The organism is Dinoroseobacter sp. S124A (assembly GCF_049801015.1).
Classification (GTDB): Bacteria; Pseudomonadota; Alphaproteobacteria; order Rhodobacterales; family Rhodobacteraceae; genus Dinoroseobacter.
The window spans coordinates 1-25,425 of sequence record NZ_JBNAGD010000004.1 but is presented as its reverse complement, the minus strand read 5'-3'; the positions used below and the strand labels follow the sequence as shown (position 1 = coordinate 25,425).

Sequence of the window (25,425 nt, the reverse complement as noted above, 5' to 3'; positions counted from 1 at the left end):
GGCAAAGTTTTCCAGCCGCTGCATCCATATGGGGGAGCGGAGCCTCTGCGCACGCAATGCCGAGATCACCCTGCGCCTTCTGCCGGCCTTCGGGATCTTTGCCCAGGGCGCACAGATCCGCGTGCCAGATGGCACAGTCTCTATCGAGGATCTTGCGCTTGAGGACGAGGTGACAGGGGCCGATGGCAACCCGATGACCATCACATGGATTGGCGAGGTGACCCTGCGCCCGGATGCCCTGGACGCGCCCTGGCTGCGCCGGGTGCAGCCCGAGCGGTTCGGCTTTGCCCGCCCGCTCAGCGATGTGATCCTGGGGGCCGGGGCCGAGATCCTGCTCGACCCCTTCACCGAGAGCTCGCGCCCACTGGACAGCTATCCGAATGATGACATGATCACGGCGCTCGTGCCGCCGACCCCGGTGCGCCTGTTCCAGATCGCCTGCGAGACGCCGGGCTGGGTCTCGGCCAACGGCCTGCCCGTGCGGACACTGGACACTGACGCTTTTCTCTCGCGGCAAAGCGGGCTGGTGACGACGGCATTTTCCAAGCTGATGCCGGGTGGGCTCACGGCCGCACCGGGAGAGCGGTTCGTGACCTCGTCGCCTTTCCGCAAGGCGCGGCTCGGGAATTAAAGACGTCGGGCGGGCGCTGCGGCGTCCGCTCAGGCGGTGCGGCTCAGACGCTCTTCCATGACATCGAAGGGGACACCCGGCTCGTCCTTCGCCCCGCGGATCACCAGCGAGGTTTTGACGCTTGCCACGTTCTCGGCAGCGGTGAGTTGCCCGGTGAGGAAGCTCTGGAACGAGGACAGGTCCGGCGCCACGCATTTCAGGATGAAATCGATCTCGCCATTGAGCATGTGGCATTCCCGGACCAGCGGCCATTCGCGGCAGCGCGCCTCGAAGGCGCTCAGATCCGATTCGGCCTGGCTGTTCAGCCCGACCATGGCAAAGACCTGCACTTCAAAGCCCAGCGCGCGACTGTCCACATCCGCATGGTAGCCACGGATAAAGCCCGCATCCTCCAGCGCGCGGACCCTGCGCAGACAGGGTGGTGCCGAGATGCCGACCCGCTTGGCCAGCTCCACATTGGTCATGCGACCATCGGCCTGAAGCTCCGCCAGGATCTTGCGATCAATCGGATCTAATTTAGATGCATGCATAGCAGCCCCTTCCCATAGGGGTTTCTTACGTGACACGCTCTGGCTGCGCAATAATATTTCACCGTTGAGCAATAAATTTATGTCCGGTCCGGTCTGTATCGGCCCCCTTCCCCTCGCGGCGTCGGGGTTTTATATGCCATGGATCATTTGCCGAGGAAGCTGCCCCATGTCGACCGAGAACATCCGCAACCTGAAGGTCCTCATCATCGGGTCCGGACCTGCCGGGTATACCGCCGCCGTTTATGCCAGCCGCGCGATGCTGGACCCCGTGCTGGTTCAGGGGATCCAGCCGGGCGGTCAGCTGACCATCACCACCGAGGTCGAGAACTGGCCCGGCGACAGCATGGTGATGGGTCCCGACCTGATGGTGCGGATGGAAGAGCATGCCCGCGCCATGGGGACCGAGATCGTCTCGGACCATATCAACCGGCTTGATCTGTCCGCGCGCCCTTTCACCGCCTATGCCGATAGCGGCACGGTGTTCAAGGCGGACGCCCTGATCCTGGCAACCGGGGCGCAGGCCAAGTGGCTTGGGCTGCCGTCGGAAGAGCATTTCAAGGGCTTCGGGGTCTCGGCCTGCGCGACCTGCGACGGGTTCTTCTATCGCGGCAAGGAGGTCGTGGTGATCGGTGGCGGCAACACCGCCGTGGAAGAAGCCCTGTTCCTGACGAATTTCGCCTCGAAGGTTACGCTGGTGCATCGCCGGGACAGCCTGCGCGCCGAAAAGATCCTGCAGGACCGGCTGTTCAAGAATCCCAAGATCGAGGTGATTTGGGACCATACGGTCGAAGAAGTCGTCGGGGCCGACAACCCGCGCGGCGTCGAGGGCGTGGTGATCAAGCATGCGACCAGCGGCGAGAGCCGCACCGTGCCCTGCGCCGGGTTCTTCGTGGCGATCGGCCATGCGCCAGCGTCCGAGCTGGTGATCGATCAGCTCGACACCCATATGGGCGGCTATGTGGTCACCAAGCCTGACAGCACGGAAACTTCGATCCCGGGGGTGTTCGCGGCCGGGGACCTGACGGATCACGAGTATCGCCAGGCCGTGACCAGCGCCGGGATGGGGTGCATGGCCGCCCTGGAGGCCGAGCGCTTCCTCGCCGCGCAGGAAGGCGCGGACTCGGTCGCCGCCGAGTAGAGCGGCGCGCCAGACGCGGATCTATTGATCCGCGCCACCGAACACCGTGGCCCCGTGCGACACGCACGGGGCGGACCCGCGAGACGGCAAGCGATCCGCCAAACCTGTTCGGGCGCGCCCTTGCGCCCAGCCCACCGCGCCCTTGGGCGCGGTCCTGGACCAAGGGTCACAGAGGTGTGGCCACACGGACCCAGATCCCGATACTTAAACTCTGCGACATTTATGGGATTTGCTGCGCGTGCAAAATCGTGCGAAGCGTTCACGCGTGAACAAACATTGAGTCGCGCCGCCCCATGTCCCTCCACCCTGCCCCGATCTCGGCTGACAATGACGAAGACCTGCGCTTTCGTCTGCTGCGCCAGCTCGATCTGGCGCCGGACGCATCCCAGCGCGCTATAGCCGCGGCCATCGGGGTCTCGCTGGGTCGGCTCAACGCCCAGCTGCGCGCAGCCACCGAGGCCGGGCTGATCGAGGTCAGCGACCGCAATGACAGCGACCGGCGCAAACGCTTTGCCTATGGGCTCACCGCCCGGGGCGCAGCCGAAAAGGCCCGCCTCACCGACCGTTTCCTCGCGCGTAAGTTTTCGGAATACGCCGCCCTTCATGCCGAACTGACCGGTTCGGCCGCCTACCCCATTCCCCAAAATGTCAGGAGCACTCTGATGCAAAACAACCTTGCCCCCATTCCGGAGCTTTATGTCTCCGCCGACAGCGCCCAGAAGCTCAAGGTCGAGGCCGCATCGCTTCCCTCCTGGGACCTGACCCCGCGCCAGATCTGCGACCTCGAGCTGCTGATGAATGGCGGGTTCAACCCGCTCAAGGGCTTCATGGGCAAAGCCGATTACGAAGGCGTGGTCGAGAACATGCGCCTGGCCGATGGCGCCCTCTGGCCCATGCCGATCACCCTGGATATCAGCCAGGATTTTGCCGACAGCATCGAAGAGGGCCAGGACATCGCCCTGCGCGACCAGGAAGGCGTGATCCTCGCCATCCTGTCGGTGTCTGACAAGTACATCCCCAACAAGACCCGCGAAGCCGAGATGGTCTTCGGGGCCGATGATCTGGCGCACCCGGCGGTGAACTACCTGCACCATGTGGCCGGTCCGGTCTATCTGGGCGGCGCCATCACCGGCATCCAGCAGCCGATCCACTACGATTTCCGCGCCCGCCGCGACACGCCGAACGAGCTGCGCGCCTATTTCCGCAAGCTCGGCTGGCGCAAGGTTGTCGCCTTCCAGACCCGCAACCCGCTGCACCGCGCGCACCAGGAACTGACCTTCCGCGCCGCCAAGGAATCCCAAGCCAACCTGCTGATCCACCCGATCGTGGGGATGACCAAGCCGGGCGATGTGGACCACTTCACCCGCGTCCGCTGCTACGAGGCGGTGCTCGACAAATACCCGGCCTCCACCACGTCCATGAGCCTGCTGAACCTCGCCATGCGCATGGCGGGCCCGCGTGAAGCCGTCTGGCACGGTCTGATCCGCGCCAATCACGGCTGCACCCACTTCATCGTCGGGCGTGACCACGCCGGCCCCGGCAAGAACTCCGCCGGTGACGACTTCTACGGCCCCTATGATGCGCAGGACCTCTTCCGCGAGCATCAGGAGGAAATGGGCATCGAGATGGTCGATTTCAAACACATGGTCTGGGTGCAGGAACGCGCCCAATACGAGCCCATGGACGAAATCAAGGACAAGGATGACGTCACCATCCTGAACATCTCGGGCACCGAGCTGCGCCGTCGTCTTGCCGAAGGGCTCGAGATCCCCGAATGGTTCTCCTTCCCCGAAGTGGTCGCAGAGCTGCGCAAGACCAAGCCGCCGCGCGCCCAGCAGGGTTTCACCGTCTTCCTGACCGGCCTGTCGGGTTCGGGCAAATCCACCGTGGCCAACGCCCTGATGGTCAAGCTGATGGAGATGGGCGGCCGTCCGGTCACCCTGCTCGACGGGGACGTGGTGCGCAAACACCTCTCGTCCGAGCTGGGCTTCTCGAAAGAGCATCGCGACATCAACATCCGCCGGATCGGCTATGTGGCTTCCGAGATCACCAAGAATGGCGGCATCGCGATCTGTGCGCCCATCGCGCCCTATACCGCGACCCGCCGGGCCGTGCGCGAGATGATCGAAGCTTACGGCGCCTTCGTCGAAGTCCACGTGGCCACCAGCCTCGAGGAATGCGAGCGCCGGGACCGCAAGGGCCTCTACAAGCTCGCGCGCGAAGGCAAGATCAAGGAATTCACCGGGATCTCCGACCCCTATGAGGCGCCCACATCCGCCGAGCTGGTGCTCGACACCGAAGGCACCGAGGTCGATTACTGCGCCCAGCAGGTGCTGTTGAAGCTCGAGTCCATGGGCCTCGTCGCCGCCTGACCCGGCCCCTCGGGCCCAGCGCCCGTCACAGGAAGACCCCCGCCCTGCCAGTGCTCTGGCGGGGCGGTTTTCATTTGCGCCCGGCTGGCTGCATTGACATGCCCCGGCGCGGGAAAGAGGCTGACCCGACGCCCCCCCGCGCAGGAGTTTTGGCCATGCCCAGCCCGGACGAGCAGAGCGCCGCACTCCGATAGATCACAGGGACGGCGCAGCATCACGCCCTGCCCTATCAGATCGTGGGCGGCCTTGCGGCGATTGCCCATGGGGGTACGCGCCCGCTCCATGACATCGACCTCTACATGCCCTTCGACCACCCGCGCTGGCCCGGATTTCTGGCTGCGATCCGGCCGCATGTGACATGGGGCCCCGAGAAGGTGGTCGAGGGGCCATGGGATCTGAGCTATCTCAAGCTTCTCCATGGCCGCCAGAAGATCGAGATCGGCGCGGCGGAGCGCACCCGGATCCTGGACCACGCCACTGGAACCTGGGTGCGGCAGGTAATCGCGTTCGACCGGTCAGTGATCCGTTGCGTGCTGGGCTGCGAGGTCGCGGTCATGCCCGCAGCACAGCTCATCGCCTATAAGCGGCTTCTCGGGCGCGATGTGGATCTGGAGGATATCCGCGCATTGGGCGCCGCGTAGCCTCCACCGCCCCGGGACATGCCCAGCCCTGTCAGGATCCGGCGAGACGCGTGCGTTGTCGCGCGATCAGGTCGCTCGCCGCAGTGACCATGGGCTTGCCGAGATAGATCAGCTCGGACAGCCCATAGGCCCCGCGGAAATCGAAGCGCTCGCTATGGATCCGCCCGGACTTCCCGACGGCCGCCCATGTGGCCACGATCATGTTCTTGAGCCCCTCTGGCCCGCAGAGATAGACCTGCGTCCCATCCCCGGTCTTGCGCAGAATATCGGCGAGACGGTCCGGGTTCAGCCCGGCGACATCCGCATCACAGATCACATGCAGGTGGACCTGAGGCAATTGCAGGACCCGACGTTCCACATCACACAACACCCCCGCGCTCTCCCGGGACCGGATGTAGTAGAGCAGGGTCACGCGCGGGCCCTGATCGGGCTCCATCTTTTCCAGCGCGGCGAGGAAGGGCGTGATGCCCACACCGCCCGCAACCCAGACCTGCTCGGACCGCGCGCGCCCGGTTTGCGGCAGGAAGCGCCCCACCCCGCGCCCGAGGCGCAGCTGATCTCCCTCGGTCACGTCGCGCATGAAGGCGTCGGTCCAGTCCCCCGCGGCCCGGATCACAAACCGCCGCTCGGTCTCGGTACCGCCGGCGATGGTGAAGGGATGCGCCTCGGCCCGCGCCTCGTTCCAGGCCAAGGTCGAGAATTGACCCGGCCGAAATCGCGGCAGCGGTGCCTCGGCCCTCAGGGTCACATCGACCCCGCCTTCGAAACGCGCAACCGACGCGACCCGCACCAGACGGGACGGCGTGGCCTTGCGCCACAGGGTCTGTGCCCAGGCCAGGCAGCCCAGCACCGAAGCCAGCGCCATCACCGCCCAGGGCAGCGTGCCAAGCGACAGTGGGCTCGCCACAAAGAGCGTATGGAACGCCCCCAGCACGAAGATCGGCCCCATCACCATGTGGCTCGCTTTCCACAGATGATAGGGGATCGCCCGCACCATGGCGGCGGCCGTCATGACGATCAGCCCCGTCGCCGCAATCGTTCCCGCCCCTTCGGCCCCATCGGCGAGAAACGGCACGAGCCCGGGCCCCGAGAAATCCGCCAAGGCCCAATGGCCCAGCGCGCCGCCCAGCGCGCAGATCCCCAGCCAGCGATGGGCGCCATAGGACTTGTCCGGCCCCCCCGTCAGCCGATCCACCAGACGCCAGCGCGCCGCCAGAACAAGGCTTGCGGCCATGGCGGTCATGGACAACGCCCCGAGCCCGGCGGGCAGGATGCTGGACAGGGGCACGAAGGGGGCCACGAGGGCGATATGGACGGCGATCAGGCCGGCAACGCGCAAGAGGGTTTTTCTGGGCATGGGGGCACTCCGCTTTTGTGGTGCCTCCGATCTAGGCAAGCTGCCTCACAGCGCGCTGCAGCCCGTCTTACAAATCCGTAACCTTGGCGGCAGGCGCAACTTCCCCTTGCTCCGAATCAAGCGCCGTCCTAATCGACCCATGTCGCACATGGCTTTGTGTTGGAGAGATCAGCCTCGCGCTGGCGCCGAAGGAGCAACCCCCCGGAAACTCTCAGGCAAATGGACTGCACAAAAGCCGACAATCTGGAAAGCGGGCCGGTCTGATCCGGTCCCACCGACGGAGAAAGCGGGCCGCCCTCGGGGGACCGCGTAGCTCTCAGGTTCGTGGACAGAGGGGATGAGTGGCGCGGGGATCCGCGCTGGGTCTTGATCTGTCTGGGGGGAATCCCGTTGAAGAAAATCGCTGTTATCGGAGCCGGTGTGACCGGTGTCACCACCGCCTATGCGCTCATGAACCGGGGCTTCGAGGTGACCGTGTTCGACCAGAACCGCTACGCGGCCATGGACACGTCCTTTGCCAATGGCGGGCAGCTGTCTGCCTCCAATGCCGAGGTCTGGAACCGCTGGTCCACGGTGTTCAAGGGCATGAAATGGATGTTCAAGCGGGGCGCGCCGCTGCTGGTGAACCCCAAGCCGAGCTGGCACAAGTATTCCTGGATGGCCGAGTTCGTGGCCAACATCCCGGGCTACCGGCAGAACACCATCGACACCGTGCGGATGGCCATCGCCGCGCGCGAGCATCTCAAGGAGACGGCCAAGGCCGAGGGCTTTACCTTTGACGCTGAAGAGCGCGGCATCCTCCATATCTACAACACCAAATACGAGTATGACCACGCCACTGCGGTCAACGCCCTTCTGGAAGAAGGCGGGCTGGTGCGCGAAGCCGTCTCGCCGTCCGAGATCAAGGCACTCGAGCCTGCGATCGTCGGGGACTATTACGGCGGCTATTACACCGCGTCGGACATGACCGGGGACATCCATCGCTACAGCCGGGGCCTGTCAGACGCCTGCCGCAAGAAGGGGGTGAATTTCCACTTCCGCGCCGACGTCACCGGCATCCGGATGGTCGAAGGCGGTCATATCGTGCATTGGTCCGACGATGACGGCACCCAGACCGAGGACCGCTTCGACGGGATTGTGGTCTGCGCGGGCGTGTCGAGCCGCAAGTTCGGCCAGATGCTGGGCGACCGGGTCAATGTCTACCCGGTCAAGGGCTACTCGATCACCGTCAGCCTTGATGACGACACCAGCCAGGCCGCAGCCCCCTGGATCAGCCTTCTGGATGATGAGGCCAAGGTCGTGACCAGCCGTCTGGGCAAGACACGCTTTCGGATCGCGGGCACGGCCGAGTTCAACGGCTATAACTGGGATATCCGGGATGACCGGGTCCGCCCGCTGGTCAAATGGGTCGAGCGGAACTTCCCGGATGTGGAGACCGAACATGCGGTGCCCTGGGCCGGGCTACGCCCGATGATGCCGAACATGGTGCCGCTGGTGGATGCGGGCAAACGCCCGGGCGTCTATTACAACACCGGTCACGGGCATCTGGGCTGGACCCTCTCGGCAGCCACCGCCGAGATCATCGGCGACAAGATCCGGGACGATATGGCAGCCTGAGCCCGCGAGACTAGGACGGCAGGTCGGGCATCGCGACGATGCTCCGACCGGTCCCAACCCCGCGAAGCCAAGACAGAGGCGGCAAGGCCGCGGCTCCGCACGCACCTAGAAACTGGAATTGGCCCGGATCACTATCCAGGGCTGACGGCCTTGCAGGGGCTCCCGCTCCAATGGAGAGGGGGGGCCAGCACCATGGCAGGCCACAGGCCTGAGGGGCGCGTGGTGTCCGGCAGGCATGAGCGGTCGTCACGCCAGTGGCGTGGCGCCGCTCAGAAGCTCCGCTTGAAACCGACCGACAACGCCGTCGAGCCGCTATCGGCATCAAACACGCCATAACCGTCCGAACGATGGTGCATCCCCAATAAAAGCGCGGTGTCCGGGCTCGGCAAATTGAACTCCAGCTCCGCCTTCCAATAGAAGAAGTTCCGCTGGGACTCGCCCGTGCGTTCAACCTCGACGCTGGGCACTTCGGTCGCGTGGGACAACCCGAGACCATAGGCAAAGCTCTCGAAACTGTCGATCCAGGGGTTCGGCGGGGTATAGCGCAGAACCACGGGCAGGTTGACCTCCCAATGGTCCATCTGCCCGAAATGGCGCACGATCTGTCCCTCAACCCCCCAGCTGAACCGGCTCGCGCCGATCTGCCGCTCGGCACCGAAGGCCAGACCGACCAGATAGCTGTCGGCCCAATCCACCTCGAAGCGCAGGATCTCGAAGGAGGTGTTCTCGGTCATCGACGCGCCGAACACCGTCACATGCCGCTCCCAGGCGGGGTCCAGCTCGAACCCGGAGGCCACGCCCGGCCCCACACAGAGCGCCGCTGCGCATACCGCGCCGGCCCATCCTCGCACTTGCCCCATCATCGTCCCCCGCACATGGCGCGGCCCCGAACCGCCGCGCGAATCATATTTGCCCATTGTCATAGGAAAGACCCGTGGCCTGGGCTAGCCCTCAGGCGCGGGACAGACCCCATGTCACAAGGGCCAGAACACAAAAGCCCCGCCCGGGGGACCGGACGGGGCTTTACAGTCTCTTGCGCTCAGGCTCAGGCGGCGGCGACAGCGCGTCCTGTCAGAACCTTGACCAAATGGGCGCGATAGGCCCCCGTACCATGGAGGTCATTGATCATGCCATCCGCGGAAACGGACAGATCCGCGAGGGCATCCGCCGAGAAGTTGCTGCTCAGGGCAGCTTCGGCTTCGCTCCAACGGAAGACACCTTCCTCGGACGCTCCGGTCACGGCAACGCGGACGCCATCGGCGAACTTCGCCACATAGACGCCCACAAGGCTGAAGCGCGAGGCGGGCTGGACGAACTTCTGCCAGGCGGCCTTTTCCGGCACGGGGAAGCGGACCTCGGTGATGATCTCACCTTCCTCCAGGGCTGTGGTGAACATCCCCTGAAAAAAGTCATCCGCCGCGATCTCGCGCGCATTGGTGACGATGGTCGCACCCGAGCCAAGTGCGGCTGCCGGATAGCAGGCCGCCGGGTCGTTATTGGCCAGGCTGCCCCCGATGGTGCCGCGATTGCGGACCGCCGGATCGCCGATCTTGCCCGCCAGGGCCGAGAGGCCCGGATAGCTCGACGCGGTCTCCTTCGAGACTACCGCATGGACCGTGCCGCCGCCGACGCAGATTTCGCCTGCATCATTGCTGCACACACCCTTCATCTCGTCGATGCCGGACAGGCTGACGAGGGTCTCGGGCGCTGCGAGCCGCTGTTTCATCGTCGGCAGCAAGGTCTGTCCACCGCCCAGGGCCTGTGCCTCTTCTCCGGACAGGGCCGAGACAGCATCCGCGACAGTGCTTGGTTTCACAAAGTCGAAATTGTGCATTTCTTTCTCCCAGTTGTGGGAGCTCCGCCCGGAGGCGGAACCCGTCGCTTACTTGTCGTGGATCGCGGCCCAGACACGGCTCGGTGTCAGCGGCATGTCGATATGGGTCACATGGGTGTGGCCCGCCCGGTGCAGGGCATCGATCACCGCGTTCACCACCGCCGGCGGGGAGCCGATGGCCCCGGCCTCGCCGCAGCCCTTCACCCCGAGCGGGTTATGGGTGCAGGGCGTGACGCAGGAATGGTCGACCTCGAACATCGGGACATCATCCGCGCGGGGCATAGTGTAATCCATGTAGGACCCCGACAGGAGCTGCCCGTCATCGTCGTAGGAGCAGTTCTCGAGCAGTGCCTGCCCGATCCCCTGCGCCACGCCGCCATGGACCTGACCCTCGACGATCATCGGGTTGATGACGTTGCCGAAATCATCCGCTGCCGTGAAGCCGAGCACTTCGACCTTGCCGGTCTCTGCATCCACCTCGACCTCGCAGATATAGGCGCCCGACGGGTAGGTGAAGTTCGACGGATCGTAGAACGCCGTCTCCTCCAATCCGGGTTCGATATCCTCGAGCGGATAGTTATGCGGCACATAGGCCGCGAGGGTCACATCGCCCCAGGCCACGGATTTATCCGTGCCCGCAACCGAGAAGGCGCCGTCCTTCAGCTCGATATCGCCTTCGGCGGCCTCGAGCAGATGGGCCGCGATCTTCTTGGCCTTGTTGATGATCTTCTCGGTCGCCCGCACCATGGCCGAGCCACCCACCGCGATGGAGCGTGAGCCGTAAGTGCCCATGCCCATCGGCGTGTTGGCGGTGTCGCCATGGACGATCTCGATCATGTTCTCATCGATACCGAGCATCTCGGCCACGACCTGCGGGAAGGCGGTTTCATGCCCCTGCCCGTGGCTGTGCGAACCGGTCATCACGCTGATGGACCCGGTGGCATTCACCCGGACCGTCGCGCTCTCGTAAAGACCGGCGCGCGCGCCGAGCTGACCCACAAGGTTCGACGGTGCGATCCCGCAAGCCTCGATGAAGTGGGCGATGCCCAGACCGCGCAGCTTGCCGTTCTTGGCGCTCTCTTCGCGACGCGCCTCGAACGTATCGACGCCGGCCATCTCGAGCCCCTTTTCAAGGGTCGCGTGGTAGTTCCCGGTGTCATAGGTGACCGCCACGGGCGTGTCATAGGGGAACTGATCGGGCTTGATGAAGTTGATCCGGCGCAGCTCGGCCGGGTCGACGCCCAGCTCCCGCGCGGCCTTGTCCACCACACGCTCCAGCTGGAACGTGGCCTCGGGGCGACCGGCCCCGCGATAGGCATCCACCGGCGTCGTGGTCGTGAAGACGGCCTTGACGTTGGTGTAGATCAGCGGCGTCGTGTAGTTGCCTGCCAGCAGCGTGCCGTGCAGCCATGTCGGGATGGACGGCGCGAAGGTCGACAGATACGCCCCCATATTGGCGTAGGTATCGCAGCGCAGGGCGGTGAACTTGTTGTTCTCGTCCAGCGCCAGCTCGATCTTGGTCACGTGATCGCGGCCATGGGCATCGGACACAAAAGCCTCGGAGCGCGAGGAGGTCCACTTCACCGGGCGCCGGATCTGCGCCGACGCGAAGGTCACGAAAGCCTCTTCGGCGTAGTGATAGATCTTGGAGCCGAACCCGCCGCCCACATCCGGGGCCACCACGCGCAGCTTGTGCTCGGGGATGCCCAGCACGAAGGCGCCCATCAGAAGACGGATCACATGGGGGTTCTGGGAGGTGGTGTAGAGGGTGTAGTCCTCGGTCCCGGGGTTGAAATCCCCCACGGCGACGCGGGGCTCCATCGGGTTGGCGACCAGACGGTTGTTGGTCAGCTCAAGCGTGGTGACGTGATGGGCGTTCTTGATCGCCTCATCGACCGCAGCGCGGTTCTCTTCAACAAAGCCCCATTCGTAGCAGAGGTTGTCATCGAGATCGTCATGCACCTTGGTTGCGCCTTCGGCGATGGCCGAGGGCATGTCCATGACCGCCGGCAGCTCGTCGATATCGACCTCGATCGCCTCGGCGGCGTCGCGGGCCTCTTCAAGGCTTTCGGCGACGACCACGGCAATCGGATCGCCCACATGGCGCACCTTGCCTTCGGCCAGCACCGGGTGCTTGGGCTCTTTCATCGGGTTGCCATGCAGGTCGGTGACCTGCCAGCCGCAGGGCACACCGCCCACGCCTTCGAAATCCTTGGCCGTGAAGATCTTGACCACACCGTCCATGCCTTCAGCGGCAGAGGTGTCGATCCCGTTGATCGTGCCATGGGCCACTTCCGACCGCAGGAAATAAGCGTAGGTCTGGTTGTGCAGGTTGATGTCGTCCGTGTAGCGTCCACGGCCGGTCAGAAACCGGACGTCTTCGCGGCGCTTTGAGCTGGCGCCAATGCCACCGTCTTTGGGCATGCATTCCTCCCTGGGAAAAACCTTGGTCTATGGATCCGGGGCGCGGGGTCGCGCCCAAGCAATCGCGTGCTGGCCTTATTCCGCAGCCATCGGCGGCGCGACGTCCTGACCGGAGGCGGCCATGATCGCTTTGACGATGTTGTGGTACCCGGTGCAGCGGCAGATATTGCCTTCGAGATATTCGCGGATCTCGGCCTCGGAGGGCTTGGGGTTGTCCTTGAGCAGTGCGGCCGCCGACATCACCATGCCCGGCGTGCAGAACCCGCATTGCAGACCATGGTGTTCCTGGAAGGCTGCCTGGATCACCGAGAGCGAGCCGTCCGGATTGGCCATGCCCTCGATCGTCTTGACCTCGGCGCCATCGGCCTCGGCCGCCAGCATCGAGCAGGCCTTGACCGCCTCGCCGTTCACATGAACCACGCAGGCCCCGCACTGGCTGGTGTCGCAGCCCACATGGGTCCCCGTGAGGTTCAACTCATCGCGCAGGAACGACGACAGAAGCGTGCGGCCCTCCACGTCACCGGAGCGGGCCTTGCCGTTCACGGTCATAGTCACAGATGTCATACAGATCCTCCCTGAATCCTGATGTCTGACAGCGGTTCAAGTGCTCAGCTGACGAGCTTCTTGAGCCACCCTTTCTTCTTTTCGCCTTCGCCACCCTCGGGCGACGGATCCTCACCCTCGGGGGCGGGCCCCTCGACGGTTTCCTGGAACTTGGCAAAGAACTGATCCGCCATTTTCTTGGCAAACCCGTCGATGATCCGGCTGCCGAGCTGGGCGAGCTTGCCGCCGACCTTGGCCTCCACATCGTAATGCAAGCGTGTGCCGGTCTCGATCGGCTCGAGCCGGACACTGGCCCCGCCCTTGGCAAAACCAGCCGCGCCGCCCTTGCCTTCGCCGACGATCTTGACGCTTTCGGGGGCGACCATGTCCTGCAGCTCTACCGCGCCCTTGAAGGTGGCCTTCACCGGCCCGACCTTCTGGACGACAACGGCCTCGAAGCCTTCTTCGGGGGAGCCATGCATCTCTTGGCAGCCGGGCACGCAGGCCTTGAGGACCTCCGCATCGAGCAGCGAGGTCCAGACCGTCTGCGGGTCCGCAGCGATATCGCGCGAGTCAGTGAGGTGCATCGGGGTCGTCCTTTCACGTTCTACGGGAGCCTAACACGCCGTTCGCATGCGACTACTCGTACCAAAGTTGTAGGCTCAGCGCTCCGGAGCGCTGAAATTCAATCCATAATCCGCAAAGATCGTCTCGATCCGGCCGTCATCGAGCGCATAGCGAATGGCATCATCCACCCAATAGGCGAGCGGGCGATAGGCGAAATGCACGCCCAGACCGATGGTCCAGCTCCCGCGGGAGAAGCCGGGCAAGGGCGGCTGATGCACACCGATGGACTCGGTCTGGCCATGTTCGAGCTGGGCCAAGGGGCCCATGGCCGCCTTCACCTCGCCCGCCGCGAGGGCGGCCATCGCCTCCTCCATGGTGGGGAAGCGACGGATATTGTTCAAAAGCTGCCCGCCCGCGAGGCTCGACAGGTAGAAATCCGCAATCGAGTCGTTCTCGACCGCGACCGTGTCGAAACGGAAATAGGCCGGAACCGGCTTTTCCTCGGGATAGCTCGCCGCGTCATAGGCGATGGCGATGCTTTCCTTGTAATACTGCCCGGTGAACACGACCTGCTCGACGCGGCAGGTATAGGCACTGTCATAGGGCACCCGCATCATGATGTTCGACACGGCCCCACCGACGATCGGCCCTTTCCAGACATTGTTGCGCAGATCCGCATCCAGGGTCTCGCCCGCGGTGACGAAATTGAACCGCGCATCGACGCCGATATCCGCGGCGATCAGCTTGCCGATCTCCACATCGATGCCGCGCGGGGTCGCGCCGTCTTTCCAGGAATAGGGCGGGAAGTCGTCATAGACCGCGATGGTGATGAAGCCACGCTCCTGGATCGTGTCGAGATCCTGGCCGACGATATCCCGGCTGGCATTCTGGGGCTTGGGCTGTGGGACCCAATCGGCGCACCTGTCCGCATGGGCCGGAGCGCTCAAGGTGATCATTGACAAGATGGCAGCCGAAATCCAGTTGGAAACGCGGACCATTCTTCCTCCCATGCTGTTGGTCCGGCGCGCTTTTTTTGATCTTTTGCGCGCGCCGGAGATCACGAGCCTTGATTATTGCGCAGCAGACAGACCCACCGTCAAGGTTTCCGCCGCCGTCTTGTAGCTTTGGGGTGAACCGGCCAGCTGGGCCGCCGCGCGCCAGGCGATGCTGTCGGCGAGGGGTGCGCCGCTCTCGGTATAGACCTCAGCGGCAATCGCCTCGAGTTCGGCCTTCATGGCCGCTTCATCCGCCACGCTGCCGCTCATCAACTCGTCGCGGATCTCTTTCAGCCGCGCCTGATGATCGTCGAGCGCGCCCTCGCCGGGACGGGTCTCGATATAGAGACGGATCGCCCAGGCGGCTTTCTGGCCCAGCAGCTCCCCGAAAGCGGGCATCTTGGTGATGCCGTTCTGGGTGTAGCCGTACTGGAACCGCTCGACATACCACTCGTCGCCATATTCCTCGGCCTCGAGATAGCGCAGATCCGGCGCCAGCCCGCCCGACACCGCGCCCAGCCCGTGGCAGCGCGCACAGTTCTGGTTGTAGCCGGACGATCCGATGTCGATCGCGGCTTTCCAAAGCGCCGGGTCAAGCTCCCGGTAGGGATTCTCGATCAGCCACTCCTCGCCCACTTCGGGCAGCGCATCGGTATCGACCGGCTGCGGGGCGACATCGCCGTGGGCAACGGCCATCGTGGCAGTGAAAAGGGCGATCCCCACAAGGTGGGCGGTCTTGGTCAGGTCCATGGTCCTCGGCTCCCGCATCAGTGTTCTCATGTCGAGGCCGTTGTAGTCGACAGGATGCGCCCGCAGAATTGGACTTTGGTTTAAGAGGTCGCAGCCAGCCCCCCTCAAAGGCGGGAAATAGGCCCCGAACGCCTTGGACATTGGTCGCATTTTACACCCGGTGACGCTCCGCCTACCGTGGTTCCAAACGGGAGGATCACATGCACCAACTCGCCTTGAGCGTTTGTGCGACTGCTATTCTGACAACCGCCGCGAGTGCCGTGGAGCTGTCTGTGCACTACCTGCGTCAGGACATCCCGCCGCCGCCCACATTGTCCAATCTGGACCCTGTGCCCGAGGATCTCGGGCTGGCCGGCGCCGCGCTCGGGCTGGAGGACAACACCACCACCGGGCGGTTTCTCGGGCATAAATACATGCTGACTGTGACCGAGGTGGCCGAAGATGACGACCTGCTCTCGGCGGCGCGGGCGGCCCTTGCCGAGACCCCTTATCTGCTGGTGGATGCGGCTCCCGAGGATCTTCTGGCGATCGCCGATATGCCCGAGGCGGCCGAGGCACTGATCTTCAACGTCGCCTCCGGGGACATGGCTTTGCGCGATGCCGAATGCCGGGGCAACCTGCTGCATACGATGCCATCGGACGCGATGCGCACGGATGCGCTGGCCCAACTGCTGGTCAAAAAGCGCTGGACCGATCTGGTGATGATCTCGGGCACCTATCCTGTGGACGTCGCCTATGCCGAGGCGCTGCGGACCTCGCTGACGAAATTCGGGCTGGACCTCGAAGCGGAGAAGACCTGGGCCTTTGACGCGGATATGCGCCGCAACGCCGCGCAGGAAGTCCCGCTCTTCACGCAGGAATTCGGCGATTACGACGCGCTGTTGATCGCTGACGAGGTCAATGATTTCGGGCGCTACATCCTTTACAACACGTGGGAGCCGCGCCCGGTCGCGGGATCCGAGGGGCTCAGCCCCCGCACCTGGTCCCCGGTTGTCGAGCAATGGGGCGCGGCCCAGCTGCAATCGCGCTTCACCGAGGCTGCCGAGCGCGACATGGCCCCCGTGGATTACGCCGCCTGGGCCGCCATGCGGTCCCTTGGCGAGGCGGTGGTGCGCACCTCTGCCGCCGATCTGCCGACCTTGCGCGCCTATATCCTCGGCGACACGTTCGAGCTTGCCGGGTTCAAGGGCCGCCCCCTGACCTTCCGCCAGTGGAACGGGCAGTTGCGCCAGCCGATCCCCATCGTGCATCCCCGGGCGCTGGTGGCGCAGGCCCCGCTTGAGGGGTTCCTGCATCCGCGGACCGAGCTCGACACGCTCGGTCTCGACGCCCCCGAGAGCGCCTGCACCGCCTTCAACTGAGGCCGACCCAGGCCACGACACACCCAGATACAGGGGGGCGAAGACATCCTCTGCCCCCTCCACCAGAGCCGGAGCCTGACCATGAAACCGACCCTGACCACCCTCGCCTTCCTTCTCGCCTCCACCACCGCCCATGCCTCGGGCGAGATTTGGGTGACCAACGAGAAGGATGACACGATCAGCGTGATCGACATCGCCACGCTCGAGGTTGTCCGCACACTCGAGACTGGCGAGCGCCCGCGCGGCATCACCTTTTCCAAGGATTATTCCCGCGTCTATATCTGCGCCTCCGACAGCGACACGGTGCAGGTGATGGACCCGGTCACGGGCGAGATCCTCCATGATCTGCCCTCGGGCGAGGATCCCGAGCAGTTCGTGCTGCACCCCAATGACCGGCACCTCTATATCGCCAACGAGGATGACGCGATCACCACGGTGGTCGATACCGAAACCCGCACCGTGATCGCCCAGATCGATGTGGGGATCGAGCCCGAGGGCATGGCCGTCTCCCCCGATGGCAAGATCGCCATCACCACATCCGAGACCACCAACATGGCCCATTGGATCGATACCGAGACCCAGGAGCTCTTTGCCAATACCCTCGTGGACAGCCGCCCGCGCCATGCGGAGTTCATCAAGGATGGTGAACAGCTCTGGGTGAGCGCCGAGATCGGCGGCACCATCTCGATCTTCAACGTGGCCGACCAGACAGAGATCGCCAAGATCAGCTTCGAGGTGGACGGCATTCACCCCGACCGGGTACAGCCCGTGGGCTTTGAATTCACCGAGGGCGACACCCATGCCTTCGTGGCGCTGGGGCCGTCGAATCATGTGGCCGTGGTCAATGCCGAAACCTACGAGGTCGAGGATTACATCCTTGTGGGCCGCCGGGTCTGGCACATGGATTTCTCACCGGACAAATCCCTGCTCTTCACCACCAATGGCGTCTCCGGCGATGTCACCGTGATCGATGTGGCCAAGCGCGAAGCGATCAAATCCATCAAGGTGGGCCGCTTCCCTTGGGGCGCGGCCCTGCGCCCCACGGAATAACCCTGCCCTCCATACCTGTTGCGACCACGACCTCCACCAAAGGACCGAACCCATGAAAACCCTGACCCTCGCCGCCACCGCCCTTGCGCTCGCCCTGCCCGGGCTTGCCGCCGCTGATGGCGCACCGCGTGACGAATGGGGCCGCGCCGGCATCCTGTCTTCGGCCAACAAGGCCGATCTGCCCCCCATCACGCTCAGCTCCGGCGTCCCGCTCTCCGAGGCGCCCTGGGTGCTGACCTCGGGCACCTACTACGAGTTCGAGATCGAAGGCGACGGTTCTGCCGAGCTGGCCCTCGAAGGCTCGGAATTCTTCCGCGCCATCTGGATCGACGAGATCGTGGTCAATGATCTGGAGATCCGCCCCCTCGGCGTGAACTCCATCGAGTTTGACGACGCAGGCGAAATGGAAATAGGCTTCGTGGCAATCAAGCCAGGCAATTACTTCCTGCGCATCCCAGGCTCCACAGGAGAGACCCAGCGCATTGACATCACCATTGAGTAACACCGCGTGACGGGCCTCAGCGTCCGCGATCTGAGCTTTTCCTACGGCTCCAAACGCGCCCTTGCGGAGGTCAGCTTTGACATCCCCCAGGGCGCGTTCTGCGCTTTGCTTGGGCCGAATGGCGCGGGGAAATCCACACTGTTCGGCCTGCTGACACGGCTCTTCACCAGTGCCGAGGGCGCGATCACCGTGGCCGGGCACGCTCTGCGCGAGACCCCGCGTGCGGCGCTCGCCGAGATCGGCGTGGTGTTCCAGCAGACCACGCTGGACATGTCGCTATCCGTGGACCGCAACCTGAGCTATTTCGCGGCCCTGCACGGGCTCGCCGGGGCCGAGGCTGCGCGGCGGATCGATGCCGCTCTGGACCTTCTGGACATGACCGAGCGGCGGCGCGAGACCGTGCGCAACCTCAATGGCGGGCACCGCCGCCGGACCGAGATCGCCCGCGCCCTGATCCATGACCCGTCGGTCCTTCTGCTCGATGAGCCGACCGTGGGGCTCGACGCCGCCTCGCGCGCGGCGATCACCGCCCATGTCCACGACCTCTGCGCGGCGCGCAACCTGACGGTGCTCTGGGCGACCCACCTGACCGACGAGATCCGCGATACGGACCAGCTCCTGATCCTGCACCGGGGCAAGATCCGCGCCGACGGCCCCACGGCCCGCATCCGCGGCACGACCAGCCTGACCGACCACTTCCTCGCCCTGACCGGAGCCGAGGCATGACCGCCCCCCTCATTGTTCCCCAAATACTCCCGCCGGAGGCGGTCCCGCAGGCCGAGCCCGCGCCATGAATGCCTATCTCATCGCCCTGCGCGCCATCATCTCCCGCGAGGCCTTTCGCTTCATCCAGCAGCGCGAGCGCTTCATCGCGGCCCTGGTCCGGCCCCTGGTCTGGCTCCTGGTTTTCGCCGCTGGCTTCCGCGCGGCCCTTGGCCTGTCGATCATCCCGCCCTACCAGACCTATATCACCTACGAGGTCTATATCGTCCCGGGGCTCTGCGGGATGATCCTGCTCTTCAACGGCATGCAATCCTCGCTCAGCCTCGTCTATGACCGCGAGATGGGGTCCATGCGGCTCCTGCTGACCTCGCCCCTGCCGCGCTGGTGGCTGCTGTTTTGCAAGCTGACCGGGGGCACCCTGATCTCGATCGCGCAGGCCTATGCCTTTCTCGCCATCGCGGCGGCCTTCGGCATCTACATGCCCTGGCATGGCTATCTGCTGGCCTTTCCGGCCCTGTTGATCGCGGGGCTCATGCTCGGCGCGCTGGGGCTGGCCCTGTCCAGTTTCATCAAGCAGCTGGAGAATTTCGCCGGGGTCATGAACTTCGTGATCTTCCCGATGTTCTTTCTCTCTTCCGCGCTCTACCCCTTGTGGAAAATGGCCGAGAGCTCGGAACTCCTCCATGACATATGCGCGGTGAATCCCTTCACCCATGGGGTCGAGCTCATCCGCTTCGCACTCTATGGCAGTCTGAACCTCGCCGCCCTGGGCTGGACCCTGCTGGCGACCGTGGCCTTCATGGCCTTGGCGCTCTGGGGTTATGACCCGGCGCGCGGCATGATCAAGCGCAAGGGATGAGCTGGCGCGCCCCCCTTGCGGCCCTGCTCGCCGCGCTCGCCCTGCCGGTCTTCGCGGACGAGGCGGAGGACGATCCGGGCGGCACGCTGAACCCCGAGGAGATGACCTGGGGCTCCATGCTCGACAAGGCCAACCGGGGCGAGACCGGCATGGTGATGTGCGCCTCGGGCTACATGCTGACGAAATCGGGCGATCACGCCACTGCGCGGCAGATCTTCGAGACCTGTGCCGAGGCGGGCTATACCGGCGCGATGACCTGGATGAGCCAGCTCGACGATAATGGCCTAGGTGCCGATGAGAATCCCGATGCCGCCGCCGAATGGAACCGCCGCGCGGCGGAGGCCGGGGATGCGGTGGGCAAGTTCAACCACGGGATCGACCTGCTGCGCGGACGCGGGATCGCGAAGGACCCGATCAAGGGGCGACAGATGGTCGATGCCGCCGCTGCCGAAGGCGTCGAGGCCGCGCGCCGCCTGCAGGGCGCGGGCTATGACTTGGACGAGGTCACCCCGGATGCGGATAACTGGAAATACGCGCCCTTGTTCTGACGCTCCTCGCCGAGGCGGGCCGGGCTCCCCGACAAGGTGACGATCCGCGAGGCCAGCATCTTGGCCTCCGCCTCCACATGGGTGACGAGCACCGTGGCCAGCCCCCGGGCGGCGCGGAGACGCGCAAAGAGCACCATCATCTCCTCCGCCAACTCGGGATCGAGTGAGACGAAAGGCTCATCAAGCAGGAGCACATCCGGCGCGCTGCCAAAGGCCCGAGCGAGGGACAGACGCCGCTGCTGGCCGAGGGACATCTGGGTCGGGTACTGGCTGGCGTGATCGGCGAGACCGACCTCGGCCAGGGCGTCCAGCGCGCCCGCGCTCGAGAGCCCTGTGGCCAGCCGGATGTTGTCCCGGGCCGAGCGCCAGGGCAGCAGGGTCGGCTCCTGAAACACCATGGCCACCCGATCGGGCATCTGCAGCGTGCCGGTATAGCGGGTCTCGAGCCCGGCCAGAATGCGTAGCAGGGTGGATTTCCCGACCCCGGAGGGCCCGGTGATGGCCAGCGTCTCGCCCGCGCGCAGGGTCAGGTCGAACCCGCCCAGCACCAGCGTGCCATCATCATAGCGCATCTCCGCAAGGGTCAGCGCAACAAGCGGCTTGCCCGTCCCGGGCGCAGGAGGCGCGCCCGTGGGGTCCTGGGTCTCGCGCGCCACGGGCAGCCGGACCAGCTCAGCTTCCCGGCTTGACAAAGACACCCTCGGGCAGCTCCGTCGCCGCCCCCAGCAGATCCTCTCCGCCCAGCTCGACCATCAGGGCGAGCATGCGGGCCGCGGCCTCTTCATCCACGGGCCCTTCGGCGGGGATGCCCGCCCGGAACCCGGCCTTGAGCGCCTCGAATTGCGCGTCGGTCTTGGCATTCATGCGCCCGCGCAGACGGTCCCATTCCGCGTCATTCCCGGCCAGCATGTCCTTGGCGCTGCGCGAGGCCGCCGACAGGCCCGCCACAAGCTCGGGATGCTCCGACAGCATCTCGCCCGTGACCACGTAGCCCAGAAGCGGCGTTTCACTGTCCAGCCCCAGCGCCTCGGCGGCATCGCCCACCGAGACCAGCTGGCGCATTCCCGAGGCACCCATCTTGGCCATGAAATGCCAGAAATTGATCGCCCCGCCGAGATCGCCCTGCAGGGCGGTCTTGAAGATCAGCGGCGGCGCGCCAAAAACCTGCTCGGTCTCGGCGGCAAGGTCGAACCCGTATTGCTGCTGGGCATAGGCCTGCAGGATCAGCCAGCTCTTGTCGAGCGGCCCGCCCGCGATCCCGATCTTGTCACCCTTGAGATCCGCGAGGGATTGGGCCGGGCTGCCCTCGGGCACCATGACGCCGCCCACGGCCTTGGAATAGGGGATGAACACGTAATCCTTGCCCGCCGCCCGCTGCCGCGCGACCCAGAGCCAGTCGGACACGATCACATCCGTCGCCCCGCCCTGGAAGGCGACCTTGGCCGCCGCGCCCCCGGCCACGCCCGTCACCTGCAGGTCGAACCCGTTCGCGGTGTCCAGCCCGTGATGCTTGATCGTGTCGAGTTCCCAGTTCACCGTGCCGAATTTCAGCACTTGCGCGCGCAGCACCGGCGTGTCGGCGAAGGCGGTAACGGTCGAGATCACCAGCGCCGCAGCGCCGGTCAAAATACGTGACATACAGGTCATGAAACCCTCCCAATGGTCGCATATTCTACCTATGGGCGAGCCGCGTCAAATACGACTAAAGCGTCATGCAAGCGGGCGCCTCTGTTGACCTAGCTCAAGTCCCCGAGCGCCCGCTTGGCCTAGCGTGCAGGCACTCAATGGAGGACGACATGACCCGAATTCTGATCGCCGCAGCCCTTGGTCTGAGCCTGTATGCTCCGACCGCCACGGCCGAAACCTTTGACGCGGTGAAGGTGACCGCGGGCGAGACCCTGTACAACTCCGAATGCCGCCGCTGCCACGCGCCTGATTCCGACCATGAAAGCTATGGCCCCACGCTGCAGAACATTGTGGGCCGCGCTGCGGGCATGGTCGAGGATTACGACTATTCCATCGCGCTCGAGGCCTCGGGCATCGTCTGGACCCCGGCTGCCCTGCGCGCCTGGATGGAAGACAACCAGGGCTTCATGCCGGGCACTAAGATGCGCCATGTGGGGATCACGGATCGCACGGTGCAGGATTTCATCCTCGCCTATCTCGAAAGCATCTCGGATGTAGAGATGAACAAGGCGCTGGACGAGTAACCGCGCCGGATCAAAAGCGGCCGGGGTGATCGCAAAGCTTGCCCCTGCCCTCCGCGCCTATTCAATGACCAGCCGCGGCAGCCAATGGCTGTCCGGCTCTGCGGGTTCCAGATCGGCAGCGCGCACCGGGCGCAGATCGCCATCTTCGGGCGGGGCCGAGAGGATATCCATATCCATCTCATGCATGACGCCCACCAGCCGGTCGCCCTCGGCCTCCAGTTTGTAGTAGACGCCGTTCCACATGTTGATCCCATACTCGCCTGCCCCTTTCCACAAAAACAGCAGGTCGTATTCCAGATCCGTGAACTCGGTACTGATGTTGCGGGCGTTCTCGTAGGGATAGGGGACATAGCACCAGTGCTTCTCTGCCCCGGCAAGGCATTTGAACGGGCGCATGGACAGGAAGTGGTCCGAGAAGGGCGCGTCCCGCAGGGACAAGTCATAGGCGCCGTCCTCGATTTGCAGATCGGCTATTGCGAACCGCGTGCCATCCTGCGCTTCGAGGTAAACGGCGCGGGTCGCGACGTCGGCCGAGGCCGAGGTCGCCATGATCCCCCCGAGGCAACAGGCCCCCGCACAGGCCAGAACGGCCCGGCAAATGCGCGTCAACAGGATCGGGACTGGGGTCTTGAACGGCATGAACTCTCCTCCTTGGGCCCAGAATACGTCGCCCGCGCGGTCGGATATCTGCGACTTTCGTGCCGCGCTCACGCCCCTGTGAACCGCGCAAATAAAGGGGATTTGGCCATAAATACAAGTCTTTGAGTCAGCTTACGACTATTGTGCAATAGGTCCGCCGCCGGATTCTGAGGGACACATATGCCAGAGGAGCTCCCGCAAAACGGGAGTCTTAGGGACAGCAACACCATGGAGGAAAACCGCATGAACCGGTTTATCGCCGCCGTGACAGCTGCAGTCGTCGCCACCAGCGCGGCCTATGCAGAAGGCGTCACGGAACAAGACCTGGCCAACGATCAGGCAGATACCAGTCGCATCCTGACGAATGGGATGGGGCGCGACCTGCAGCGGTACTCTCCGCTCGACACCTTGAACAAGGAGAATGTCGAGAACCTGGTTCCGGCCTGGGCCTTCAGCCTCGGCGGCGAAAAGCAGCGCGGTCAGGAAACCCAGCCGCTGATCTATGATGGCGTGATGTATATCACCGGCTCCTACAGCCGGGTCTACGCGATCGACGTCAAGACCGGCAAGGAACTGTGGCAGTATGATGCCCGTCTGCCCGAAGGCATCCTGCCCTGTTGCGACGTGATCAACCGCGGTGGCGCGATCCATGGCGACAAGTTCTTCTTCGGCACACTCGACGCGCGCATCGTGGCACTCGACCTGAAGACCGGTGATGTGGTCTGGCGCAAGAAGATCGCCGATTACAAGGCGGGCTACTCCTACACCGCGGCCCCACTCATCGTGAACGGCCTGGTGATCACCGGCAATTCCGGTGGTGAGTTCGGGATCGTCGGTGCCGTCGAGGCCCGCGATGCAGAGACCGGCGATCTGGTCTGGAAGCGTCCGGTCATCGAAGGCCACATGGGCGAGCTGAACGGCGAGCCGTCGACCATGACCGGCACGCTGAACGCCACCTGGCCCGGCGACATGTGGAAGACCGGCGGCGGGGCGACCTGGCTCGGCGGGTCCTATGACGCACGCACCGACACGCTGATCTTCGGCACGGGCAACCCGGCCCCCTGGAACAGCCACCTGCGTGGCGCGGGCGAGCCCACCGAGGGCAATACCGGCGACAACCTCTATGCAGCTTCCCGTCTGGGCATCGATCCCGCCACCGGCGAGATCAAGTGGCACTTTCAGACCACGCCGCGCGAAGGCTGGGATTTCGACGGTGTGAACGAAGTGGTCGCCTATAACGACCGCGACGGAAACGAGCGTCTGGCGACCGCCGACCGGAACGGGTTCTTCTACGTGCTCGACGCGGCCGATGGCGGCTATGTCTCGGCGGTTCCCTTTGTCGAGCAGATCAGCTGGGCCTCCGGCATCGACGATACGGGCCGTCCGATCTTCGTTGAAGAAAACCGTCCGGGCGATCCGGCGGCGGCAGCCGATGGCAAGAAGGGCGAAACCGTCTTCGCGGTTCCGGGCTTCCTCGGCGGCAAGAACTGGATGCCGATGTCCTTCAGCCAGAACACCGGCAACTTCTATGTGCCCTCCAACGAATGGGGCATGGATATCTGGAACGAGCCGATCACCTACAAGAAGGGCGCGGCCTATCTCGGCTCCGGCTTCACCATCAAGCCGCTCTTCGAGGACCATATTGGCTCTCTGAAGGCGATCGACCCGGATACCGGCGAGATCAAGTGGAACTACAAGAACGACGCGCCGCTCTGGGGCGGTGTGATGACCACGGCCGGCGGCCTGGTGTTCTTCGGCACCCCGGAAGGCGAGTTCATCGCGCTGGATGACGAGACCGGAGAGACGCTCTGGTCCTTCCAGACCGGGTCCGGCATTGTCGGCCAGCCCGTCACCTGGGAGCAGGACGGCGAGCAGTTCGTCTCCGTGGTCTCCGGCTGGGGTGGCGCGGTTCCGCTCTGGGGTGGTGAAGTGGCCAAGAAGGTCAACTACCTGAACCAGGGTGGCATGGTCTGGACATTCCGTCTGCCCAAGCAGTACGCGTCCAAGTAAACCACGCGACAGACCGATCATGGCGCGCGTCCTCCGGGACGCGCGCTTTTTCGTGCCCATGGGCCACGCGCCTGTCCCGTCTGCACATCCTGAACCGACCGCCCGGGCACGGAGCACGGGGGCG

General features: G+C 64.7%; 25 protein-coding genes and 1 riboswitch. Of the genes, 13 read left to right on the top strand and 12 right to left on the bottom strand.

Going from position 1 to position 25,425, the window contains the following annotated elements; all coding sequences use genetic code 11:
- Window positions 1-28 precede the first annotated feature (28 nt).
- Window positions 29-631 (top strand): Hint domain-containing protein, encoded by a 603-nt coding sequence (locus tag ACP15I_RS10600; protein WP_424975059.1) that lies wholly within the window; start codon window positions 29-31, stop codon window positions 629-631.
- A gap of 29 nt (window positions 632-660) precedes the next feature.
- Here the strand turns inward: ACP15I_RS10600 and ACP15I_RS10595 are convergent, their stop codons facing one another.
- Window positions 661-1,161 (bottom strand): Lrp/AsnC family transcriptional regulator, encoded by a 501-nt coding sequence (locus tag ACP15I_RS10595; protein WP_424965652.1) that lies wholly within the window; start codon window positions 1,159-1,161, stop codon window positions 661-663.
- A gap of 166 nt (window positions 1,162-1,327) precedes the next feature.
- Between ACP15I_RS10595 and trxB the strand changes: the two genes are divergently transcribed.
- The 3 genes from trxB to ACP15I_RS10580 all read left to right on the top strand — a co-directional run bounded on the left by trxB (window position 1,328) and on the right by ACP15I_RS10580 (window position 5,312).
- Window positions 1,328-2,299, top strand: a complete 972-nt coding sequence (gene trxB, locus ACP15I_RS10590; protein ID WP_424965651.1) for a thioredoxin-disulfide reductase — start codon at window positions 1,328-1,330, stop codon at window positions 2,297-2,299.
- Between the two features lie 293 nt (window positions 2,300-2,592).
- Window positions 2,593-4,671 carry a bifunctional sulfate adenylyltransferase/adenylylsulfate kinase gene (locus tag ACP15I_RS10585; RefSeq protein ID WP_424975058.1) on the top strand — a complete coding sequence of 693 codons (2,079 nt, stop codon included), beginning with the start codon at window positions 2,593-2,595 and terminating at the stop codon, window positions 4,669-4,671.
- A 236-nt stretch (window positions 4,672-4,907) separates the two neighbouring features.
- Window positions 4,908-5,312 carry a hypothetical protein gene (locus ACP15I_RS10580; protein WP_424975057.1) on the top strand — a complete coding sequence of 135 codons (405 nt, stop codon included), beginning with the start codon at window positions 4,908-4,910 and terminating at the stop codon, window positions 5,310-5,312.
- Between the two features lie 31 nt (window positions 5,313-5,343).
- Here ACP15I_RS10580 and ACP15I_RS10575 read toward each other — a convergent pair whose 3' ends face one another.
- Window positions 5,344-6,669 carry a ferredoxin reductase family protein gene (locus tag ACP15I_RS10575; RefSeq protein ID WP_424975055.1) on the bottom strand — a complete coding sequence of 442 codons (1,326 nt, stop codon included), beginning with the start codon at window positions 6,667-6,669 and terminating at the stop codon, window positions 5,344-5,346.
- Between the two features lie 149 nt (window positions 6,670-6,818).
- Window positions 6,819-6,906: riboswitch (glycine riboswitch) on the top strand.
- Between the two features lie 153 nt (window positions 6,907-7,059).
- On the opposite strand from ACP15I_RS10575, the gene ACP15I_RS10570 reads away from it, so the two are divergent.
- Window positions 7,060-8,286 (top strand): D-amino acid dehydrogenase, encoded by a 1,227-nt coding sequence (locus ACP15I_RS10570; protein WP_424975054.1) that lies wholly within the window; start codon window positions 7,060-7,062, stop codon window positions 8,284-8,286.
- Between the two features lie 269 nt (window positions 8,287-8,555).
- On the opposite strand, the gene ACP15I_RS10565 is transcribed toward ACP15I_RS10570, so the two are convergent.
- From ACP15I_RS10565 to pedF, 7 genes are all read right to left on the bottom strand, one after another.
- The gene (locus ACP15I_RS10565) at window positions 8,556-9,203 is read right to left on the bottom strand and encodes a hypothetical protein (protein ID WP_424975053.1); all 648 of its coding nucleotides are present in this window, start codon (window positions 9,201-9,203) and stop codon (window positions 8,556-8,558) included.
- Window positions 9,204-9,331: 128 nt separating this feature from the next.
- Complete coding sequence (locus tag ACP15I_RS10560; protein WP_424975052.1) at window positions 9,332-10,120, bottom strand: FAD binding domain-containing protein; 789 nt, start codon at window positions 10,118-10,120, stop codon at window positions 9,332-9,334.
- Between the two features lie 48 nt (window positions 10,121-10,168).
- Window positions 10,169-12,544, bottom strand: coding sequence for a xanthine dehydrogenase family protein molybdopterin-binding subunit (locus ACP15I_RS10555; protein ID WP_424975051.1), 2,376 nt, complete (start codon window positions 12,542-12,544; stop codon window positions 10,169-10,171).
- 75 nt (window positions 12,545-12,619) lie between these two features.
- On the bottom strand, window positions 12,620-13,108 hold the full coding sequence (locus ACP15I_RS10550; protein ID WP_424965642.1) for a (2Fe-2S)-binding protein: 489 nt from the start codon (window positions 13,106-13,108) through the stop codon (window positions 12,620-12,622).
- A 44-nt stretch (window positions 13,109-13,152) separates the two neighbouring features.
- Window positions 13,153-13,674 (bottom strand): CoxG family protein, encoded by a 522-nt coding sequence (locus ACP15I_RS10545; RefSeq protein WP_424965641.1) that lies wholly within the window; start codon window positions 13,672-13,674, stop codon window positions 13,153-13,155.
- Between the two features lie 75 nt (window positions 13,675-13,749).
- A complete protein-coding gene (locus ACP15I_RS10540; protein ID WP_424975050.1) occupies window positions 13,750-14,610 on the bottom strand; it encodes a substrate-binding periplasmic protein in 861 nt (286 codons plus the stop codon).
- A 114-nt stretch (window positions 14,611-14,724) separates the two neighbouring features.
- Window positions 14,725-15,417, bottom strand: coding sequence for a cytochrome c-550 PedF (gene pedF / locus ACP15I_RS10535; protein ID WP_424975049.1), 693 nt, complete (start codon window positions 15,415-15,417; stop codon window positions 14,725-14,727).
- Between the two features lie 182 nt (window positions 15,418-15,599).
- Between pedF and ACP15I_RS10530 the strand changes: the two genes are divergently transcribed.
- The 6 genes from ACP15I_RS10530 to ACP15I_RS10505 all read left to right on the top strand — a co-directional run bounded on the left by ACP15I_RS10530 (window position 15,600) and on the right by ACP15I_RS10505 (window position 20,442).
- The gene (locus ACP15I_RS10530) at window positions 15,600-16,760 is read left to right on the top strand and encodes an ABC transporter substrate-binding protein (protein WP_424975048.1); all 1,161 of its coding nucleotides are present in this window, start codon (window positions 15,600-15,602) and stop codon (window positions 16,758-16,760) included.
- Between the two features lie 81 nt (window positions 16,761-16,841).
- Window positions 16,842-17,810, top strand: coding sequence for a YVTN family beta-propeller repeat protein (locus tag ACP15I_RS10525; protein ID WP_424975047.1), 969 nt, complete (start codon window positions 16,842-16,844; stop codon window positions 17,808-17,810).
- Between the two features lie 52 nt (window positions 17,811-17,862).
- Entirely contained in the window at window positions 17,863-18,312 is a 450-nt protein-coding gene (locus tag ACP15I_RS10520; RefSeq protein WP_424975046.1) for a hypothetical protein, read from the top strand.
- Window positions 18,313-18,318: 6 nt separating this feature from the next.
- The gene (locus ACP15I_RS10515; RefSeq protein WP_424975045.1) at window positions 18,319-19,038 is read left to right on the top strand and encodes an ABC transporter ATP-binding protein; all 720 of its coding nucleotides are present in this window, start codon (window positions 18,319-18,321) and stop codon (window positions 19,036-19,038) included.
- A gap of 64 nt (window positions 19,039-19,102) precedes the next feature.
- Window positions 19,103-19,894: an ABC transporter permease gene (locus ACP15I_RS10510; protein ID WP_424975044.1), complete on the top strand. Its 792-nt coding sequence runs from the start codon at window positions 19,103-19,105 to the stop codon at window positions 19,892-19,894.
- On the top strand, window positions 19,891-20,442 hold the full coding sequence (locus tag ACP15I_RS10505; RefSeq protein ID WP_424975043.1) for a tetratricopeptide repeat protein: 552 nt from the start codon (window positions 19,891-19,893) through the stop codon (window positions 20,440-20,442). The genes ACP15I_RS10510 and ACP15I_RS10505 overlap by 4 nt, the downstream gene beginning before the upstream one ends.
- Here the strand turns inward: ACP15I_RS10505 and ACP15I_RS10500 are convergent.
- Entirely contained in the window at window positions 20,382-21,140 is a 759-nt protein-coding gene (locus tag ACP15I_RS10500; protein ID WP_424975042.1) for an ABC transporter ATP-binding protein, read from the bottom strand. The genes ACP15I_RS10505 and ACP15I_RS10500 overlap by 61 nt on opposite strands.
- A complete protein-coding gene (locus ACP15I_RS10495) occupies window positions 21,115-22,080 on the bottom strand; it encodes an ABC transporter substrate-binding protein (protein WP_424975041.1) in 966 nt (321 codons plus the stop codon). Before ACP15I_RS10495 ends, ACP15I_RS10500 begins: the two co-directional genes overlap by 26 nt.
- 158 nt (window positions 22,081-22,238) lie before the next feature.
- Between ACP15I_RS10495 and ACP15I_RS10490 the strand changes: the two genes are divergently transcribed.
- Window positions 22,239-22,652 (top strand): c-type cytochrome, encoded by a 414-nt coding sequence (locus ACP15I_RS10490; RefSeq protein ID WP_424965631.1) that lies wholly within the window; start codon window positions 22,239-22,241, stop codon window positions 22,650-22,652.
- A 57-nt stretch (window positions 22,653-22,709) separates the two neighbouring features.
- Here ACP15I_RS10490 and ACP15I_RS10485 read toward each other — a convergent pair whose 3' ends face one another.
- On the bottom strand, window positions 22,710-23,291 hold the full coding sequence (locus tag ACP15I_RS10485; RefSeq protein ID WP_424975040.1) for a hypothetical protein: 582 nt from the start codon (window positions 23,289-23,291) through the stop codon (window positions 22,710-22,712).
- Between the two features lie 243 nt (window positions 23,292-23,534).
- Here ACP15I_RS10485 and ACP15I_RS10480 point away from each other — a divergent pair, with 243 nt between their 5' ends.
- Entirely contained in the window at window positions 23,535-25,301 is a 1,767-nt protein-coding gene (locus ACP15I_RS10480) for a PQQ-dependent methanol/ethanol family dehydrogenase (protein WP_424965629.1), read from the top strand.
- Window positions 25,302-25,425: the final 124 nt, after the last annotated feature.